Source organism: Bacillus sp. N447-1 (assembly GCF_022701035.1).
Taxonomy (GTDB): Bacteria; Bacillota; Bacilli; order Bacillales; family Bacillaceae_G; genus Bacillus_A; species Bacillus_A cereus.
This window is the reverse complement of record NZ_CP065509.1, coordinates 2,580,541-2,598,177: the sequence shown is the minus strand read 5'-3', so window position 1 is coordinate 2,598,177 and position 17,637 is coordinate 2,580,541. Positions and strand designations below refer to the sequence as shown.

Genomic DNA, 17,637 nt, shown 5'->3' with positions numbered 1-17,637 from the left:
CTAATCAAAAATGGAGGAGATTAGGATGACTCAAGTATTAGAAAATGTTAAAAACGCATGGGAAAACTTTAAAGGTGAAAAATGGAAAGCAGAGATTGATGTTCGCGATTTCATTTTAAATAATGTAAACGTTTTCGAAGGGGACGAATCTTTCTTAGCAGAAGCAACTGAAGCAACGAAACAACTTTGGGATCAAGTAATGGATTTAACAACGAAAGAACGTGAAAACGGTGGCGTTCTTGATATGGATACAAAAATTGTTTCTTCTATTACATCACATGACCCAGGATACTTAAATAAAGATATTGAAAAAGTAGTCGGTTTCCAAACTGATAAACCATTTAAACGTTCTTTACAACCATATGGTGGTATTCGTATGGCAGAACAAGCTTGTGAATCTTATGGATACGAAATGGATAAAGAACTTAGTCGTATTTTTAGAGAGTGGAGAAAAACTCATAACCAAGGTGTATTTGATGCATACACACCAGAAATGAGAAATGCACGTAAATCAGGTGTTATTACTGGTCTTCCAGATGCATACGGACGTGGACGTATTATCGGTGACTATCGCCGAGTAGCGTTATATGGTATTGATCATTTAATTGAAGCGAAAAAAGCTGATTTGAATTTAACTGGTGGTGTAATGAGCGAAGATACAATGCGTTTACGCGAAGAGTTATCTGAGCAAATGCGTGCACTTCAAGAGTTAAAAGAAATGGCTGCTTCTCATGGCTTCGATATTTCTAAGCCAGCAACAAATGCACAAGAAGCATTCCAATGGTTATACTTCGCATACCTTGCAGCGATTAAAGAACAAAACGGAGCTGCAATGAGTCTTGGACGTACTTCTACATTCTTAGATATTTACATTGAAAGAGATTTAGCAAATGGTACTTTAACAGAAGAAGAAGTACAAGAAATTGTCGATCACTTCATTATGAAATTACGTCTTGTGAAATTCGCAAGAACACCTGATTATAATGAATTATTCTCTGGTGACCCAACTTGGGTAACTGAATCTATCGGTGGTATGGCATTAGATGGTCGTCCATTAGTAACAAAGAACTCATTCCGTTTCTTGCATACATTAGATAATTTAGGACCAGCTCCAGAACCAAACTTAACTGTTCTTTGGTCTAAACAATTACCAGAGAACTTTAAAAACTACTGTGCGAAAATGTCTATTAAAACATCAGCAATTCAATATGAGAATGATGACATTATGCGTCCTGAATACGGCGATGATTACGGTATTGCATGTTGCGTATCTGCAATGAGAATCGGTAAACAAATGCAGTTCTTCGGAGCTCGTGCAAACTTAGCCAAAGCATTATTATATGCGATTAACGGTGGCAAAGATGAAAAGTCAAAAGCACAAGTTGGTCCTGAGTACGCACCAATTACTTCTGAAGTATTAAATTATGAAGAAGTTATGCATAAGTTTGATATGACAATGGAATGGTTAGCGGGTCTATATTTAAACACATTAAATGTTATCCATTACATGCATGATAAATATAGCTATGAACGTATTGAAATGGCACTTCATGATACAAACGTTCTTCGTACAATGGCAACAGGTATCGCTGGTCTATCTGTAGTAGCAGATTCATTAAGTGCAATTAAGTACGCAAAAGTAAAACCAATTCGTGATGAAAATGGTATTGCAGTTGACTTCGAGATTGAAGGAGATTTCCCTAAATACGGTAACAATGATGATCGTGTAGATGAGATTGCTGTAAATCTTGTAAAAACATTTATGAATAAACTTCGTAAACATAAAACATACAGAAACTCTGTTCATACAATGTCAATCTTAACAATCACATCTAACGTTGTTTACGGTAAGAAAACTGGTAATACTCCAGATGGCCGCCGTACTGGAGAACCATTTGCACCAGGTGCGAACCCAATGCATGGACGCGATACAAAAGGTGCATTAGCTTCATTATTATCTGTGGCTAAATTACCATATGAAGATGCACAAGATGGTATTTCTAATACATTCTCTATTATTCCGAAAGCACTTGGTAAAGAAGATGATGTACAAGTACGTAATTTAGTATCAATGCTTGATGGCTATGCAGTAAAAGAAGGGCACCACTTAAATATTAACGTATTTAACCGTGAAACATTAATGGATGCAATGGAACATCCTGAGAAGTATCCACAATTAACAATTCGTGTATCTGGTTATGCTGTAAACTTTATTAAATTAACTCGTGAACAACAAATTGATGTAATTAACCGTACAATGCATGAAAGCATGTAAATGAAAAAAGGTGTCCCTTCGCTCTTAATATATAGCGAAGGGAGGCTGTTTCAATAAAGGAGGAAGTAACATGGTAAAAGGAAGAATACATTCTGTAGAGTCTTGTGGTACTGTTGATGGCCCGGGGATTCGTTATGTCATATTTACACAAGGGTGTTTATTACGTTGTCAATATTGTCATAATGCTGATACGTGGGAAATCGGTAAAGGTAAAGAAATAACAGTTGAAGAAGTGATGCAGGATGTGACATGTTACCTTCCATTTATTGAAGCTTCCGGAGGCGGTATAACAGTTAGCGGTGGAGAGCCATTATTACAGCTAGACTTTTTAATTGAGTTGTTTAAAAAGTGTAAAGCGGCTGGTATCCATACAACAATCGATTCTTCTGGTGGTTGTTATTCTGAGGAACCAGAATTCCAAAATAAGCTAGATATTTTAATGGATTATACAGATTTAGTTTTATTGGATCTGAAACATATCGATTCCAAAAAGCATCGTAAATTAACAGGGAAACCAAATGAACATATTTTACAATTTGCTCGTTATTTATCGGATAAGAATAAACCGATTTGGGTACGACACGTATTAGTTCCTGGTGTTACGGATAATGAAGAGGATCTACAAAAACTATCTAGCTTTATTCAAAGTCTGTCTAATGTTCAAAAAGTTGAAGTGTTACCATATCATAAGCTTGGTGTATATAAATGGGAGGCGCTTGGACACAAGTATCCACTCGCAAATGTAGAACCACCTACTGAGAAAAATGTAGAACATGCTAAATATATTTTACAAGCGGTCTAATCCAAATATTGGATTAGGCTTTTTGCTTTCTTTACAATAAAATCTAGAGTATATATTGATAAAAGAGTATACTGAAAGTAGAATATCCATAATTTTGTACGGAATAAATGGAGAAATTTACATAATTGTAAAGGGAAATCAAAATAGTAAAAGAATTAAGAAGTAAAAGAGTGAGTATCATGGAATAGAGAACATTTGTAAGTTATTGCGAAAGCTCTTATAGGAAAGTATAATGTAAAGATATGAGCACAGATAGGATTAAGGGGTCAATCTTATATGCTTTGCATATCCACGACAGGTACATAGCTGAAAGGGAATTATTAGAATCTGTTTATGTAATTTTTAAGGAAAATGTTTTTCCTATTGTCGTATATGCAATATGGAGAAACAAAAAGCTAGGAGTGGATTTGTTTGATAAAAAACCCCAAGGTTTTAATATTAACTGCACATTACGGTAATGGTCATGTGCAAGTAGCAAAAACATTAGAACAAACATTTCGCCAAAAAGGAATTGAAGATGTTATTGTATGCGACTTGTTTGGAGAATCACATCCATTTATAACTGACATTACAAAATATCTATATTTAAAAAGTTATACAATAGGAAAAGAATTATATCGTTTGTTTTATTACGGGGTAGAAAAAATTTATGATAAGAAAATAGCATCTTGGTATGCGAACTTTGGAAGAAAACGTTTGAAAACACTATTACAGGTGGAGAAACCAGATATTGTAATTAATACATTTCCAATTATCGCTGTACCAGAATTGAAGAAACAAACAGGTATTTCAATTCCTGTCTATAACGTATTAACGGATTTTTGCGTGCACAAAATATGGATTCATCGAGAAGTAGATCGTTATTTTGTTGCAACGGATCATGTGAAAGAATTGATGGTTGATATCGGTGTACCTGCGGAACAAATTGTTGAAACAGGAATTCCAATTCGGAGTAGTTTTGAGTTAAAGGTAAATCCAGAAATCATATATACTAAATATCAGTTATGTAAGAATAAAAAGATTTTACTAATTGTAGCAGGTGCTCATGGGGTATTAGGAAATGTAAAAGAACTATGCCAATCATTTATGTCAGTGCCTAATTTACAAGTAGTTGTTGTTTGTGGGAAAAATGAAGCTTTAAAACAGGATTTATTAAGTTTACAGAAGCAAAATTCCGATGCATTAAAAGTGTTTGGGTATGTTGAAAATATTGATGAATTATTCCGTGTTACTTCTTGTATGATTACGAAGCCAGGCGGAATAACATTAAGTGAAGCAGCAGCGTTGCAAGTACCTGTCATTTTATATAAGCCTGTTCCAGGACAAGAAAATGAAAATGCGATGTACTTTGAAAGAAAGGGAGCAGCAGTTGTCATTCGCGATGATAGTGAGGTTTTTGCAAAAACAGAGGCATTATTACAAGATGATGTGAAGCTTCTTCAAATGAAAGAAGCAATGAAAAGCATCTATCTTCCAGAGCCAGCTGGTCATATTGTAGATGCAATTTTGGCAGAAAATCATGCAGAACCGCGTCATATACCTATTAAATCACCTGCTCTTGCACAATCTTTTACTTAATATGAAACCCTCTTTGTATATGTAAAGAGGGTTCTTTATTATTTTCAAAGAAAATTCAGCCAGTTATCCACAAAAGGATTGCGCTTTCATTAAACAGTAAAGTCGGAATATTAACAACTATATCCACATTGTCCACAATTTTTAGAAAAATATCCACAATTAAAACAGCTGATATATGCTTTAATATAGAAAAATATTAAATGTTTTTGAAAATTACTAACAATTCTGTTGGTTTTGTGGATAAAGTTGTCCACAGCAAAAAAAGCCCCTTATGTATAAGGGGCTTTTTGCTTACTTTTATCAATCGAGAAAATTATGTAATGAAAATGAATAATTAGGGGGGAAACTTCTAATTATTCATTTTCACTTTAAATGCTTTTCGAGCGATATCCTGCTGCACGATCTGCTTTTTGAAATTCGCGTTGATAGAGAACTTCTTGTGTACTAGATAATGTGTTTTTTGCTTTATCACGTTTCTTTTTATCCATTACAAATCACCTCGTGTCTTAAAGTTACTATTTATCGTTTCCAAAGACATGAGGGGATATACGCATATGGAAAATGTTAATGATTGATTATCATTTCAGAAAATTTAGATTATGCTTCTTTTAATTGATGAGCATCTTGGAAGGTTGTATCTCGCATTGTAGCAAGTGTGTATTGATCTTTTGGAATTTCATATAAGTTATATACTTCTTCGTTTGCGTTAATTTCATCATATACGGCTTTTCTTGTTTCGTTTGCTAGATTCACATATTGCAGTTTTTCTGCAGCTTTAATAGAACGAATATTTATTTTACGAATACGCATGAAAATTGTTTCAATATCTAATTCATAGAAAAGTTCACTAAAAAATGAATCTTTTGCCAATTTATTATAGCCTTTTCCATGATATGGTTTGCCAAGCCATGTCCCGAGAAATCCAGCTTTTTCTTGCACATCAAATAAAGTAATTGTTCCGATAGGGTTACCCCATTCATCTAAAATTGTGCGTGAAATTAATTCACCACGCTCTTCAGCTTCAATCGTTTGTTTTGTTAAGAATAAATATTCTTCATAAGAATAAGCCTTTTGACGCACAAAAGGGAAGACAGCTGGATCCACCATTAACTCGTATAGAACGTGGCTGTCGTGTAAGTCGCGTTTTTTCAACATACTAACTCCTCCTCACACGAGGGTAGCATGACGAAAAAACACCCCACCCTCGAAATTTTTATATCAATCTTTAAAAAATTTCGGGGTGGGAATCGAACCCACTAGAACCAGTTTCTAACGCTGGTGGCGCACCATTTGCCTTCCCCATTCATCAATTTGAAAATGATAATCACGACACAAATTGATTATGGTTTCATTCAGTTTATAATCGTATAATACTTTATCTAGTCAAAAAAATAAACTAGTTTTTTTTATTTTTTTTGTAAATTATTTTTCCATCAATCATAGTTAGTACAGGCTTGGCTAAATAATGGAAAGGATGATGAGTCCATAACACGAGATCGGCGTCTTTTCCAACCTCGATGCTTCCAATTCTATCCTCTAAACGCAAATTTCGCGCTGGGAATATGGTAATTCCTTCTAGTGCTGTTTTCTCGTCTAATCCTTCTCTTACTGCGACAGCGGCACAAATATTTAAATATTGAATGGGTGTATAAGGATGATCTGTTGTTATAGAAACTTCCACACCATTTTTAGATAATATATGGTAAGTATCCCATGTCTTGTTTTTTAGTTCGATTTTAGAACGACGTGTCAGAGTGGGACCAACTGAAACCTTCAAATTATGTTTCGAAAGCTCTTCAACAAGAAAGTGTCCTTCTGTACAATGTTCAATACGTAGATCGAGGTTGAATTCCGTTGCAAAGCGTAGCGCAGAACTAATATCATCTGCTCGGTGAGCGTGGATACGTACGGGTATTTCACGACGTAATGCTTTTAAAATAGGAAGCATTCGAAAATCAGCTTCGTGCCCGTAGTGTTGTGCTTCATAGAATGATTCCCGAAGTAACCCCATAATCCCCATACGTGTAATGGATTCTTTTGTTCCATTACTATGGACTTTTTTAGGATTTTCTCCAAAGGCAATCTTTAAACCAGCAGGTTCTTGAATAATCATATGATCAATACAAGTTCCAGCTGTTTTTATTACACAAGTAGTCCCCCCGATAATATTTTGACTGCCAGGCATAACGTGGACGGTTGTAATTCCGTTTTGTACAGCGTCTTGAAAGGCGATATCCAAAGGGTGGATTCCATCTAAAGAACGAATATGTGGTGTTGAAACTTCAGATGTTTCATTGGCATCATTTCCAGCCCAACCAGTGCCTTCATCATAGAGACCAAGGTGAGTATGGACATCAATAAAGCCAGGTAAGAGATGGAGTGCTCGTGCATCTATAACGGTCATATCTTGAGTAGGTTGAATAAAAGGTTTGACCTCGGTAATTCGCTCTCCTGTAACGAGTACATCGCCTTGAAACTTTTGAGATGTAATAGGGTATACAATGGCTTGTTTGAGCAATATTTTCATAGGTACCTCATTTCTGTTACTTTATAATGCTAATGGAAGTTAAGGGAAAGTAACTGAAAGGTTATTTGTATGGTAATGCTTCGGATCCTAGAAAATGAAAGTTTTGAAAGAGCCCATGTAAAATTGTGTTTTAGAAGTACTACATTGTATGCGAAAGTATATTTTGTAATGCATGGTCTATTGCCGGAAATGTGTATTGGTATCCATGTTCAATTGCCTTAATGGGTAATACACGTTGCCCTTCTAGTACAAGTATGCTCATTTCACCTAATAAAGTTTGAATGATAAATGAAGGTACAGGCAACCAATGAGGCTTGTTCATTATAGTTGCAATGTTTTCTCCAAATTCCTTCATTCTTATGGGTGTTGGTGCTGTCATATTAAGAGGACCATCAATTTCTTTTTTGTGTATGATGAAATCCATCATACGAACGACGTCGTCTATATGAATCCATGATAACCATTGCTTCCCAGAACCAATGGTGCCGCCGATATAGAATTGATAGGGAAGTAGCATTTTTGGAAGAGCTCCTCCATTTGCACCTAATACGACTCCAAATCTTGCGTAGATTGTTCGTATTCCGAGAGAACGTGCTTTAGATGCTTCTTGTTCCCATGAATATACTGTATTTGCTAAAAAGTCATTTCCAGGAGTCTCATGCTGTTCTGTAAAAGACTCTATTTCAGATGTTCCGTAGTATCCAATAGCACTTGCGTTAATAAATGTGTGTGGCTTTGTATGGAGTCCCTGCAATTGTTTAATGAGTCCTTTTGTTGTTTGAATTCTACTGTTTAAGATGGCTTTCTTTTGTTGCTTTGTCCATCTACTATTAATAGACTCTCCGGCTAGATTAATAACTACATCAATAGAAGAGAGGGGGAAGATTTGTAAATCTGGTGTCCATTGAACATACTGAAGGTTAGGGTCGGAAGTTTCAGTAGTTTTTTTTCGTGTGAGAATGTAAACAGTATATCCTTTTTGAATAAAAAAAGTAGAAAGGGATTTACCGATAAAGCCTGTACCACCAGAAATTGCGATTTTCACAAGTATTTCCTCCTCATTATATATATTCTTGAAAAGAAAAAATGTTCCTCGACTATGTTAAAATAATAGAGAGGTGAGAGTATGGCTGTCATTACAAAAATAGAAATACAAAAACGATCGAAAGAACGATTTAATATTTATATTGATAAAGGTCAAGGCGAAGAGTACGGATTTAGTGTGGATCAAGTAATCTTAATAAAACATGGATTACAAAAGGGCTTAGAAATTGATGAAATCGAGTTAGGGAATATTTTGTACAATGAAGAAGTACAAAAAGCATATTTACAAGCAATCTCCTATTTATCCTATCAAATGAGAACAAAACAAGAAATAGAAGATTTTTTACGAAAAAAAGAAGTGGGACAGGCCATCATCTCTGAAGTCGTTTCGAAATTATTACATGACCGATATATTAATGATAAAGAGTATGCTGTTTTATATACGCGAACGCAAAGTAATGTGAATCGAAAAGGTCCAACTGTTATTAAAAGAGAGTTATTAAATAAAGGTGTTCAGGATTTAATTATTACACATAGTTTACAAGAATATCCGAAGGAAAAGCAAATTGAGAATGCCTTGTTTCTCATAGAGAAGAAGAAAAAATCTTATCAAAAACATTCTTTTTTACAAATGAAACTAAAGTTAGATGAGATGCTTGTTCGAAAAGGATATTCTAGAGAAGTAATTCAAATTTGTTTGGAAGAATTGAAAGACGAAAAAGATGACGAAAAGCAACAAGAAGCGTTACACTATCATGGGAATAAATATTATGAGAAATATAAGAAGCATGATGGATGGACATTTGAAAACAAGATGAAACAAGCGTTATATCGAAAAGGATTCTCTATTGATGAAATCGAGATATTTTTGCAAATGAAACGCGAAGAGGAATGAGGAGAATAAGATGAATATGCCAAAACGCTACAGTGAAATGACACCGCATGAGCTAAGGGAAGAAATTGGCGCTTTGAAGGAGCAAGCAGTAAAAGCTGAGCAGCTTGGGATTGTCAATGAATTTGATGTATTAATGAGAAAAATGGCAATGGCTCGTGCTTATATGACGGATATAAACAAGTTCCATATTGGTGAAACATATGAATTAGTAGAAGAACCTGGTGTATTATTTAAAATTACGTATTTCAATGGGGTATTTGCTTGGGGATATAAGCAAAATGATAATGAAGAGATTGGCATACCAATTTCCTTATTGCAAGAAAAATAAAAACCAGAGAGCACATATCTCTCTGGTTTTCATCTTTGGTAGGCGTTAAAGGAGATAGGAGATTCTAAAATTGGCGTTTTTTACATTCATTTGCCAATATAATGAGAGACTGGGTTTGTTGCGTCTGTCCGTTAACTTGCGCTTTCGCATGTTTTGGACGAGTCCACGTATGGTTAAATAATTCAGAACGACTATCTAAGCGATCACGGTAGCTCATCTTTATCACCTCGTGTAGGAAGTTAATTTAATTTGTACTACTCTTCCTGCTGATTTGCAGCACGCATACGTTCTTGTGGGTGCGTGTTAATTGTGCCGTTAGGTCGTTTCGAAGCGAAGCGTGATTTCGCTTTCGGTTGACCGTCGATTTTGCTGTTGTTTTTTGACTCAGACCAAAATTCGGCTTGTTTACCCATTGCGAACGCCCTCCTCATTATCGGTTGATACCTTTTTAAGAAGTATCAATTATAGAATGTGCAAAATTGAAGAAACTATCCTTTAGAAATGAAGGGATAAATAGGTAAAAGGAGATTATAATATGAATGATATTTATGAAACATTAACGAAAGAATTATTAGACAAGAATGACAAGCTTTCTTACGCACAAGCTCGTGCGTGGGTTGAGTTACTATGGGAAGATTTTCAAACAACTTATGCAAAATCAGGTCGTTATCAAGGCGATGAAATGACGGAACAAGTGGTACGATCATGGATTAATAATCATGGTGTACGCCTTCATGAAATGCGGACAAATAATCCGAAGTATAGTCATTTAATTAATCAAGAAGATCATTTGAAACATTAAAAAAAGCGACTTAAGTCGCTTTTTTTAATGTGGAAGTAATTCCAGTTTTTTTCGAAGCTTTTCTTCACTAAAGATCCATCCTGTATAGGAATTAATAATATTTAAATTGTGGTCGAGCTGAACGATTGCAACAAATGGATAATAATCTTTACTTCGATATCGTAAATCAATGAATCGTACTTCATAATAATGGTCATGATCAAAAATATCCCAGCGATATACAGGAGAGAAAGATAGGAAGGCTGAGATGTTTTCATCTTGTTTAGCTGCTCGCATAATATTGTTGTCTGGGAACGGTACCCGATCGAACTTGTCATATATCATGATGTTACCACGGTGCCATCTCGCAACGTAGTAATAATCAGCCGTAACGACTGCTAAATGGTAATGATAAAATCGGTAAGAAGGAGAAATGATAATCTTTTCGACATTTTTGAAACGTTTGTGTACAACGCTTCTTATATTTCTGTGCATCATAATCCGTCCGATATAGTAAACAATCATTAATATATATGCCGCTAAAGCTGTATATCCCTTATGAGAACCGACGAGCATGCAAGCAATTGCAAGTATATGGATAAAGAAAATTACGGTATCGAATGTATTAATTATGCCAAGTGCGACCCATTTTTTTGTGAAAGGTCGTAATGCTTGTGTACCATAGGCGTTGAAAATATCTACAAAGACGTGAAGAAAGACGGCAATAAATGACCAAAGTAGTAGATGAAGATATGGAGCTTCTGAAAAGAAGGCGAAAGAGATGCCACTTATAAGGAATGACCAAAGAATTACCGCTGGAATAGAATGAGTAATCCCACGATGATTTCTTATATATTTAGCGTTATTACGCAATTTTAGAACTGTGTCAATGTCAGGAATGTTGGAACCAGCAATTGTAGCAAGCATAACAGCTTGGGGGCCAATATCACTTTGTGCTATGGCTGGATCTAATGTTGCTAAGCTACCTAAAGTGATACCCATAACAAGGTGAGTGGCTGTGTCCATAGAAATCCACCTCCGTTTTTTATTAATGTAACTCTTTTTATTCGATACCTCAAGTCCTTTGCCTTCTATTTCCTATGTCATCTTACTTAAATTTTTTCCTAAAATCTTTATAATAGTACTTATATGCAAAAAAATGAGGGGGATCAAGTTTGACACTTGAAATACTAAACAATTTTAATATAGAGCAGTTTCAAAATGATTTAATTGGTTGGTTTGAAGAAGAACAGCGTGACTTACCGTGGAGAAAGAATAAAGATCCATACCGTGTTTGGGTTTCTGAAATTATGTTGCAGCAAACAAGAGTAGAAGCTGTAAAACCATATTACGCAAATTTTATGGGGAAGTTTCCTACACTTGAAGCGTTAGCGAACGCAGATGATGAAGAAGTATTAAAAGCATGGGAAGGTTTAGGATATTATTCTAGAGCACGTAATTTACATGCGGCAGTAAAAGAGGTAAAAGAAGTATACGGCGGGGTTGTACCAAGTGATGTAAAGAAAATTGAAAAGTTAAAAGGAGTAGGACCATATACAAAAGGTGCTATTTTAAGTATCGCATATGGTATACCAGAGCCGGCAGTTGATGGAAATGTTATGCGTGTATTATCTCGTATTTTATCAGTATGGGATGATATTGCAAAACCAAAGACTCGAAAAGTTTTTGAAGAGATTGTGCGTGAAATTATTTCAGTAGAAAACCCATCTTATTTTAATCAAGGATTGATGGAATTAGGTGCATTGATTTGTATTCCTAAAAATCCATCGTGCTTACTTTGTCCTGTACGTGAGCATTGCAGAGGATATGCTGAAGGTGTTCAAAAAGAATTACCAGTAAAAAGTAAAGCGAAAGCTCCTAAAATGGTACCTATTGTTGCAGGCGTACTTCAAACTGAAGACGGTCGTTACGTTATTAATAAACGTCCAAGTACAGGTTTGTTAGCTAACATGTGGGAGTTTCCTAATGCTGAACTTGGAGAAGGTATTCGAAATCAGAAGGAACAGCTTATAGATTATATGAAAGAAAAATTTGAGCTCGAGGTTTCTATTGATGAATACGCAATGAATGTACAACATACGTTTACACATCGTACTTGGGATATATTTGTATTTTACGGAAAAGTAACCGGTAATATTGTTGATACAGATACATTAAAATTTGTATCGAAAGAGGTATTTGAGCAATTACCTTTCTCAAAATCACACCGTACTATTTATGAAAATTGTGTGGAGAAAATTACAATGCAATAAATAAAAAAGTGTTCCCAATCTAGGGAACACTTTTTTAATCGTAAGAAATTTTTGTCCCATGAGTCCAACTAGCTTCACCTTCTTGTAGGCCGCCTCTTGATTCAATTTCTACTACAATTTCTTTGTAAATACTCTGCCCTTCTACATTTAAATAAGGCAGAACCTGTTGTAGTGAGTGATGAAAATAAGCTAATTCATCTTCTTTCCATTCATTTTTTGAAATCATCGTTAGTTCAGTCATATCGCGTCCTATATACATATTTCCACCTCCATTTCTTATAGTTTGAATAAGTAACAAAAGATATATGCGGAAATTATTCAAAAGAAAATTACGGATAGCTTCTAAGTGAATTGGTTACATTATTGATTGTGGAGGTGAGAAAGATGAGTAAAAAACAACAAGGTTATAACAAGGCAACTTCTGGTGCTAGCATTCAAAGTACAAATGCTAGTTATGGTACAGAATTTGCTACTGAAACAAATGTACAAGCAGTAAAACAAGCAAACGCACAATCAGAAGCAAAGAAAGCACAAGCTTCTGGTGCACAAAGTGCAAACGCTAGTTATGGTACAGAATTTGCAACTGAAACAGACGTGCATGCTGTGAAAAAACAAAATGCTAAGTCAGCTGCAAAACAATCACAATCTTCTAGCTCAAATCAGTAATGAAAGAAAAACACTTCTCTAATTCGGGAGAAGTGTTTTCTTTTTGCGTGGATCGTTGTAATGAAAAGAAAGCGAACGACATAACTTCTAATAAGTCAACAAATGTAGTCAAAGGAGAAGGAAGTTAACAATTAGAATTATGTAATTAGGAATAATAACTGATGAATAAGTCCAAAAGGGGGTAAGTAATGAACGATTTTGATAAGTTGGTAGGGGAGCAATTAGAAACGATGGATGAATTGTTAAAGTTACAAGCACATCTAGAGAAGTATCAACAAATTGAAATGAATGAAAAAGATACGTGCGATAAAAAAGAACTGCATTTTATCCGCCAGGAAATATATAGAACAGAAGTAGCGTTGAAGATGTTACATGAGAAATTTGAAGAGCAAACGAATAGTGTAATTCAATCTTTTGCAACTGAAAAAATGATTTCAAATTTAGGATAAGATATATTGTTATCTTTAGGTGAAAAGTCCTTCTTTGTATGGAAATAGAGAAGGGCTTTTTCTATTACATGTCCTCGCTTATAAATAATACAGTACAATCCTTTTATCTCCTAAGAAGCGGTGGGGCATAGTATTCAACGATAAACCTCCTACATATTCAGTTTGAAAAATAGAGTCTTATCCCTTTAGTTTTAAAATTTCGACAAAAAAGTTATAATAGAAAAAAAGTGAATGCCGTTCAAAGGGCATTTGCAGTTGAAAGAAGGGAGCATATATGGGATTTCCCAAAGAAGGAGAAAAAGTACAAATACATAGTTATAAACATAATGGCTCCATTCATAGAATGTGGGAAGAAACAACAATTTTAAAAGGGACACAGAGTCTTGTAATCGGAGCGAATGATCGTACAGTAGTTACAGAATCGGATGGCCGAACATGGATTACTCGTGAACCAGCAATTTGCTATTTTCATGCCAACTATTGGTTTAATGTGATTGGGATGCTTAGGGAAGATGGCGTATATTATTATTGTAATTTAAGCTCACCTTTTGCGTATGATCCTGAAGCATTAAAGTATATTGATTATGATTTAGATATTAAAGTATATCCAGATATGACATATACGCTTCTAGATGAAGATGAGTATGAAAAACATAGTGAAATTATGCAGTATCCACCTGTTATTGATACAATTTTAAAACGAAATGTAGCACATTTAACACAGTGGATTCATCAAAGAAAAGGTCCATTTGCACCAGATTTCGTAGATATGTGGTATGAACGATATTTAATGTACAGAAATTAAAACAAACCTGCAGGGGGCTTCCCGGCAGGTTTGTCCTATTAGAGGGGGGATTATGTGCAAGGCATAAAAAGATATTTACAATTTGTTAAACCATATCGGTGGCTTATTGCTATTACAATTATTATTGGACTAGTTAAGTTCGGTATCCCACTTATTATGCCGTGGTTATTAAAGTATATTATCGATGATGTAATTCAAGGCGCTGGCTCACTTCAAGATAAAACATCTCAATTAATAACAGCGATTGGAATTGCTTTCTTTATTTTTGCGGTATTAAGACCACCGATTGAATATTATCGTCAATATTTCGCCCAACGTATCGCAAATACAATACTGTATGATTTGCGGAAGCATATTTTCGGTCACTTACAAAAGTTAAGTTTACGTTATTACTCCAATACAAAAACAGGGGAGATTATTTCGCGTGTCATCCATGATGTAGAACAAACGAAAGATTTTGTAATTACTGGTTTGATGAACGTCTGGTTAGATACTGCAACAATTGCTATTGCTATCATTGTTATGTTTTCTATGAATATAAAATTAACATTTGTTGCGTTATTGATTTTACCTATTTATGTAATTGCAGTAAAATATTTTTTCGGACGTCTTCGGAAATTGACGAAAGAGCGTTCACAAGCGTTAGCGACGATGCAAGGGTATTTGCATGAACGTATTCAAGGAATGCAAGTGACACGTAGCTTTGCGTTAGAAGAGTATGAGGGGAAGCAGTTTGAAAAAAGAAATAATGAATTTTTAACGAAAGCATTAACCCATACAAGTTGGACGGCAAGAACATTTTCGGCAGTAAATACGTTAACCGATTTAGGTCCGTTACTTGTGATTGGTTTTGCAGCATATGAAGTAATTCAAGGACAGTTAACGCTAGGAACGATGGTAGCTTTTGTTGGATATATGGATAGTTTATATAGTCCGCTTCGCCGCCTTGTTAATTCATCTACAACATTAACACAATCTTTTGCATCGATGGACCGTGTGTTTGAACTGTTAGATGAAAAATACGATATTGTTAATGTGCCAAATGCGGTACAAACGAAAAAATTAAATGGAGAAATTGTATTTGACAATGTTTCTTTTCGTTATAATGTAGATGAAAAAGAGATATTACACAACTTGTCATTAACTATGCAGCCTGGAGAGAAAGTAGCGCTTGTAGGAGCAAGTGGGGGAGGAAAGTCATCTCTTGCTAGTTTGATCCCGCGTTTCTATGATGTTTCTGAAGGCACGGTTTATGTAGATGGCATAGATGTAAGAAAGTATAATATGAGAAATTTGCGTAGTCATATTGGAATTGTACTGCAAGATAATTTATTGTTTAGCGATACAATTGGAGCTAATATTTTATATGGAAATCCGAAGGCTACAGAGAAAGAGGTGATTGCAGCTGCTAAAGCTGCGCAAATTCATGATTTTATTATAGACTTACCAGATGGTTATAATACTGTCGTTGGAGAACGTGGTGTGAAGCTATCGGGCGGGCAAAGACAACGCGTGGCAATTGCACGAGTGTTTCTAAAGAATCCTTCGGTACTTATATTAGATGAAGCAACTTCAGCATTAGATTTAGAAAATGAAAGGTATATTCAAGAGGCGCTTCAGACGTTAGCTGCTGACCGGACAACGATTATAATTGCACATCGATTAGCGACGATTACGCATGTTGATACGATTATTTACATTGAAGACGGTGAGATTAAAGAGACTGGTTCTCATGAAGAGTTAATGCAAAAAAGAGGATTTTATTACAATTTATATCAACTTCAACATATAACAGAAACAGCTCCTTTAGCATAAAAGGAGCTGTTTTTTTATTCGTCTTCTTTTTTATCATCGATTTGGAGTTCTTTTTCTGGTTTATGGTATGTGTAGAAGCTATCTACAAGCAAATCTAAATGCTCTACTTCTTCACTATAGTTAATGATGGAAGAAATAAGAGGGAAGAGATGTAACCATGTTTTATATGCTTCTTCATCGTCTTTATTTTGATATTCCATAAAGATATCAATTAATTCTTGTTTACCTGTTTCAACTTCATCAAGCATTTCGACTGATTGTTGTTTTTTTGCTTTACCAATAAATTTTAATAAAACTTGTTCATGATAATGCGTTAATGAGTCAAGTTCGTTTTGGATAGATTCCTGAAATTCTTCCGGCATATAGCGCAGTTCATTTTCAGTACGGTGTAATGATTTTAACGTACTTAAAGCACGGCTTGTTGTCGCTAACATTTGTCTGAATAAAACGAGCTTACGAATTTTTGCGAACTTTACTTTTTTCGTGTAGCTTCTTTCTTCTTTATACAGCAAATAGTAATGGTTTAGTTTGATCATTTTTTCTTTCATACGATCAATATCAGTTTTTAGCGTTGTAAAATCAGAAGCCTGCCTGCTATTCATTCGAATCCATTTTACAATTTCTTCTGTATTATCAACGATACGATGATAAAGTTTTGTTTCATATTTTGGCGGCATAAATACTAAATTTACAAGTGAAGCCGCAATAATACCAATCATAATCGTCGCAAATCGAAGTAAGGCAAAACTAAAGAAATCTTCGCCTTGATACTCCATAATGGCGATAACTGTTACTAAAGCAATTGATATTGTGTTTTCTAATCGTAATTGTAATGTAAGAGCAATTACTAATATACATGTTAATCCAATAATAAAAGGATTATGTCCAAAAGCAGTAGCAAATGCGATAGCAAATATCGCACCAATTACATTTGCTTGAATTTGTTCAAGTGCTGTTAAATAAGAACGGTATACAGACGGTTGAACAGCAAAGATAGCTGAAATTCCCGCAAATACCGGACTCGGTAATTGAAGTAAAATACAAGCAAATAAAGCTAACGTGATGGCAATACCCGTTTTTAAAATGCGAGCACCAAGTTTCATACCCTTAATAAGATCCTTTCTCTTGTCATAATGAATGTACAACATGATACTATACATTCATTACAATATGTTAGCAAGTGATATTTTAGTGACGTTAAAAGAAATTAGTGTTCATTTTATCCCGCTAATTGTGAGTAGTAAGATTCACGCCTCAAAATTCAGAAGCTGGATGCCGGTAAACGTCCGATTGGTGTAGGCTAATTAAAGTTTCACTTTATAATTTTTCCTAATTCCTTTTAAACATCAGTTTTTAGTAAAAAAACCTGCTGAATTTCAGCAGGTCTCAAATTGTTACT

Annotated in this window: 20 protein-coding genes; 11 read left to right on the top strand and 9 right to left on the bottom strand. The window is 34.9% G+C overall.

Going from position 1 to position 17,637, the window contains the following annotated elements; all coding sequences use genetic code 11:
* Positions 1-25 precede the first annotated feature (25 nt).
* From pflB to IQ781_RS13100, 3 genes are all read left to right on the top strand, one after another.
* Positions 26-2,275 carry a formate C-acetyltransferase gene (gene pflB / locus IQ781_RS13110; protein ID WP_000195471.1) on the top strand — a complete coding sequence of 750 codons (2,250 nt, stop codon included), beginning with the start codon at positions 26-28 and terminating at the stop codon, positions 2,273-2,275.
* Positions 2,276-2,345: 70 nt separating this feature from the next.
* Positions 2,346-3,077: a pyruvate formate-lyase-activating protein gene (gene pflA / locus IQ781_RS13105; RefSeq protein ID WP_000238458.1), complete on the top strand. Its 732-nt coding sequence runs from the start codon at positions 2,346-2,348 to the stop codon at positions 3,075-3,077.
* Positions 3,078-3,488: 411 nt separating this feature from the next.
* Positions 3,489-4,655 carry a diglucosyl diacylglycerol synthase gene (locus tag IQ781_RS13100; protein ID WP_000594691.1) on the top strand — a complete coding sequence of 389 codons (1,167 nt, stop codon included), beginning with the start codon at positions 3,489-3,491 and terminating at the stop codon, positions 4,653-4,655.
* Positions 4,656-5,023: 368 nt separating this feature from the next.
* Here IQ781_RS13100 and IQ781_RS13095 read toward each other — a convergent pair whose 3' ends face one another.
* From IQ781_RS13095 to IQ781_RS13080, 4 genes are all read right to left on the bottom strand, one after another.
* Positions 5,024-5,143: a YfhE family protein gene (locus IQ781_RS13095; protein ID WP_000358482.1), complete on the bottom strand. Its 120-nt coding sequence runs from the start codon at positions 5,141-5,143 to the stop codon at positions 5,024-5,026.
* Positions 5,144-5,252: 109 nt separating this feature from the next.
* Entirely contained in the window at positions 5,253-5,810 is a 558-nt protein-coding gene (locus IQ781_RS13090) for a GNAT family N-acetyltransferase (protein ID WP_000914737.1), read from the bottom strand.
* Positions 5,811-6,051: 241 nt separating this feature from the next.
* The gene (locus IQ781_RS13085; RefSeq protein ID WP_000698319.1) at positions 6,052-7,182 is read right to left on the bottom strand and encodes an amidohydrolase; all 1,131 of its coding nucleotides are present in this window, start codon (positions 7,180-7,182) and stop codon (positions 6,052-6,054) included.
* Positions 7,183-7,321: 139 nt separating this feature from the next.
* Positions 7,322-8,227 (bottom strand): TIGR01777 family oxidoreductase, encoded by a 906-nt coding sequence (locus IQ781_RS13080; protein ID WP_065211587.1) that lies wholly within the window; start codon positions 8,225-8,227, stop codon positions 7,322-7,324.
* An 81-nt stretch (positions 8,228-8,308) separates the two neighbouring features.
* On the opposite strand from IQ781_RS13080, the gene recX reads away from it, so the two are divergent.
* Positions 8,309-9,121 carry a recombination regulator RecX gene (gene recX / locus IQ781_RS13075; RefSeq protein ID WP_139847046.1) on the top strand — a complete coding sequence of 271 codons (813 nt, stop codon included), beginning with the start codon at positions 8,309-8,311 and terminating at the stop codon, positions 9,119-9,121.
* 10 nt (positions 9,122-9,131) lie between these two features.
* On the top strand, positions 9,132-9,449 hold the full coding sequence (locus IQ781_RS13070) for a YfhH family protein (RefSeq protein WP_001057020.1): 318 nt from the start codon (positions 9,132-9,134) through the stop codon (positions 9,447-9,449).
* 64 nt (positions 9,450-9,513) lie between these two features.
* Here IQ781_RS13070 and IQ781_RS13065 read toward each other — a convergent pair whose 3' ends face one another.
* On the bottom strand, positions 9,514-9,666 hold the full coding sequence (locus IQ781_RS13065; RefSeq protein ID WP_000122093.1) for a YpzG family protein: 153 nt from the start codon (positions 9,664-9,666) through the stop codon (positions 9,514-9,516).
* 37 nt (positions 9,667-9,703) lie between these two features.
* A complete protein-coding gene (locus IQ781_RS13060; protein WP_000517891.1) occupies positions 9,704-9,862 on the bottom strand; it encodes a small, acid-soluble spore protein K in 159 nt (52 codons plus the stop codon).
* Positions 9,863-9,984: 122 nt separating this feature from the next.
* On the opposite strand from IQ781_RS13060, the gene IQ781_RS13055 reads away from it, so the two are divergent.
* Complete coding sequence (locus tag IQ781_RS13055; protein ID WP_000998166.1) at positions 9,985-10,251, top strand: YfhJ family protein; 267 nt, start codon at positions 9,985-9,987, stop codon at positions 10,249-10,251.
* Positions 10,252-10,275: 24 nt separating this feature from the next.
* On the opposite strand, the gene IQ781_RS13050 is transcribed toward IQ781_RS13055, so the two are convergent.
* Positions 10,276-11,256 carry a metal-dependent hydrolase gene (locus IQ781_RS13050; protein WP_000379111.1) on the bottom strand — a complete coding sequence of 327 codons (981 nt, stop codon included), beginning with the start codon at positions 11,254-11,256 and terminating at the stop codon, positions 10,276-10,278.
* 149 nt (positions 11,257-11,405) lie between these two features.
* On the opposite strand from IQ781_RS13050, the gene mutY reads away from it, so the two are divergent.
* The gene (gene mutY, locus IQ781_RS13045; protein WP_000171397.1) at positions 11,406-12,503 is read left to right on the top strand and encodes an A/G-specific adenine glycosylase; all 1,098 of its coding nucleotides are present in this window, start codon (positions 11,406-11,408) and stop codon (positions 12,501-12,503) included.
* 34 nt (positions 12,504-12,537) lie between these two features.
* Here the strand turns inward: mutY and IQ781_RS13040 are convergent, their stop codons facing one another.
* Positions 12,538-12,762, bottom strand: a complete 225-nt coding sequence (locus IQ781_RS13040; RefSeq protein ID WP_000275436.1) for a hypothetical protein — start codon at positions 12,760-12,762, stop codon at positions 12,538-12,540.
* 125 nt (positions 12,763-12,887) lie between these two features.
* Between IQ781_RS13040 and IQ781_RS13035 the strand changes: the two genes are divergently transcribed.
* The 4 genes from IQ781_RS13035 (at position 12,888) to IQ781_RS13020 (ending at position 16,238) form a co-directional block, all read left to right on the top strand.
* Positions 12,888-13,169 (top strand): gamma-type small acid-soluble spore protein, encoded by a 282-nt coding sequence (locus IQ781_RS13035; RefSeq protein ID WP_000039035.1) that lies wholly within the window; start codon positions 12,888-12,890, stop codon positions 13,167-13,169.
* Between the two features lie 188 nt (positions 13,170-13,357).
* A complete protein-coding gene (locus IQ781_RS13030; RefSeq protein ID WP_000997575.1) occupies positions 13,358-13,618 on the top strand; it encodes a YgaB family protein in 261 nt (86 codons plus the stop codon).
* Positions 13,619-13,892: 274 nt separating this feature from the next.
* Entirely contained in the window at positions 13,893-14,423 is a 531-nt protein-coding gene (ntdP, locus tag IQ781_RS13025) for a nucleoside tri-diphosphate phosphatase (protein ID WP_000506622.1), read from the top strand.
* Positions 14,424-14,477: 54 nt separating this feature from the next.
* Positions 14,478-16,238, top strand: a complete 1,761-nt coding sequence (locus IQ781_RS13020) for an ABC transporter ATP-binding protein (protein WP_001161599.1) — start codon at positions 14,478-14,480, stop codon at positions 16,236-16,238.
* Positions 16,239-16,252: 14 nt separating this feature from the next.
* On the opposite strand, the gene IQ781_RS13015 is transcribed toward IQ781_RS13020, so the two are convergent.
* Positions 16,253-17,341, bottom strand: a complete 1,089-nt coding sequence (locus IQ781_RS13015) for an aromatic acid exporter family protein (RefSeq protein WP_000765787.1) — start codon at positions 17,339-17,341, stop codon at positions 16,253-16,255.
* Positions 17,342-17,637 lie beyond the last annotated feature (296 nt).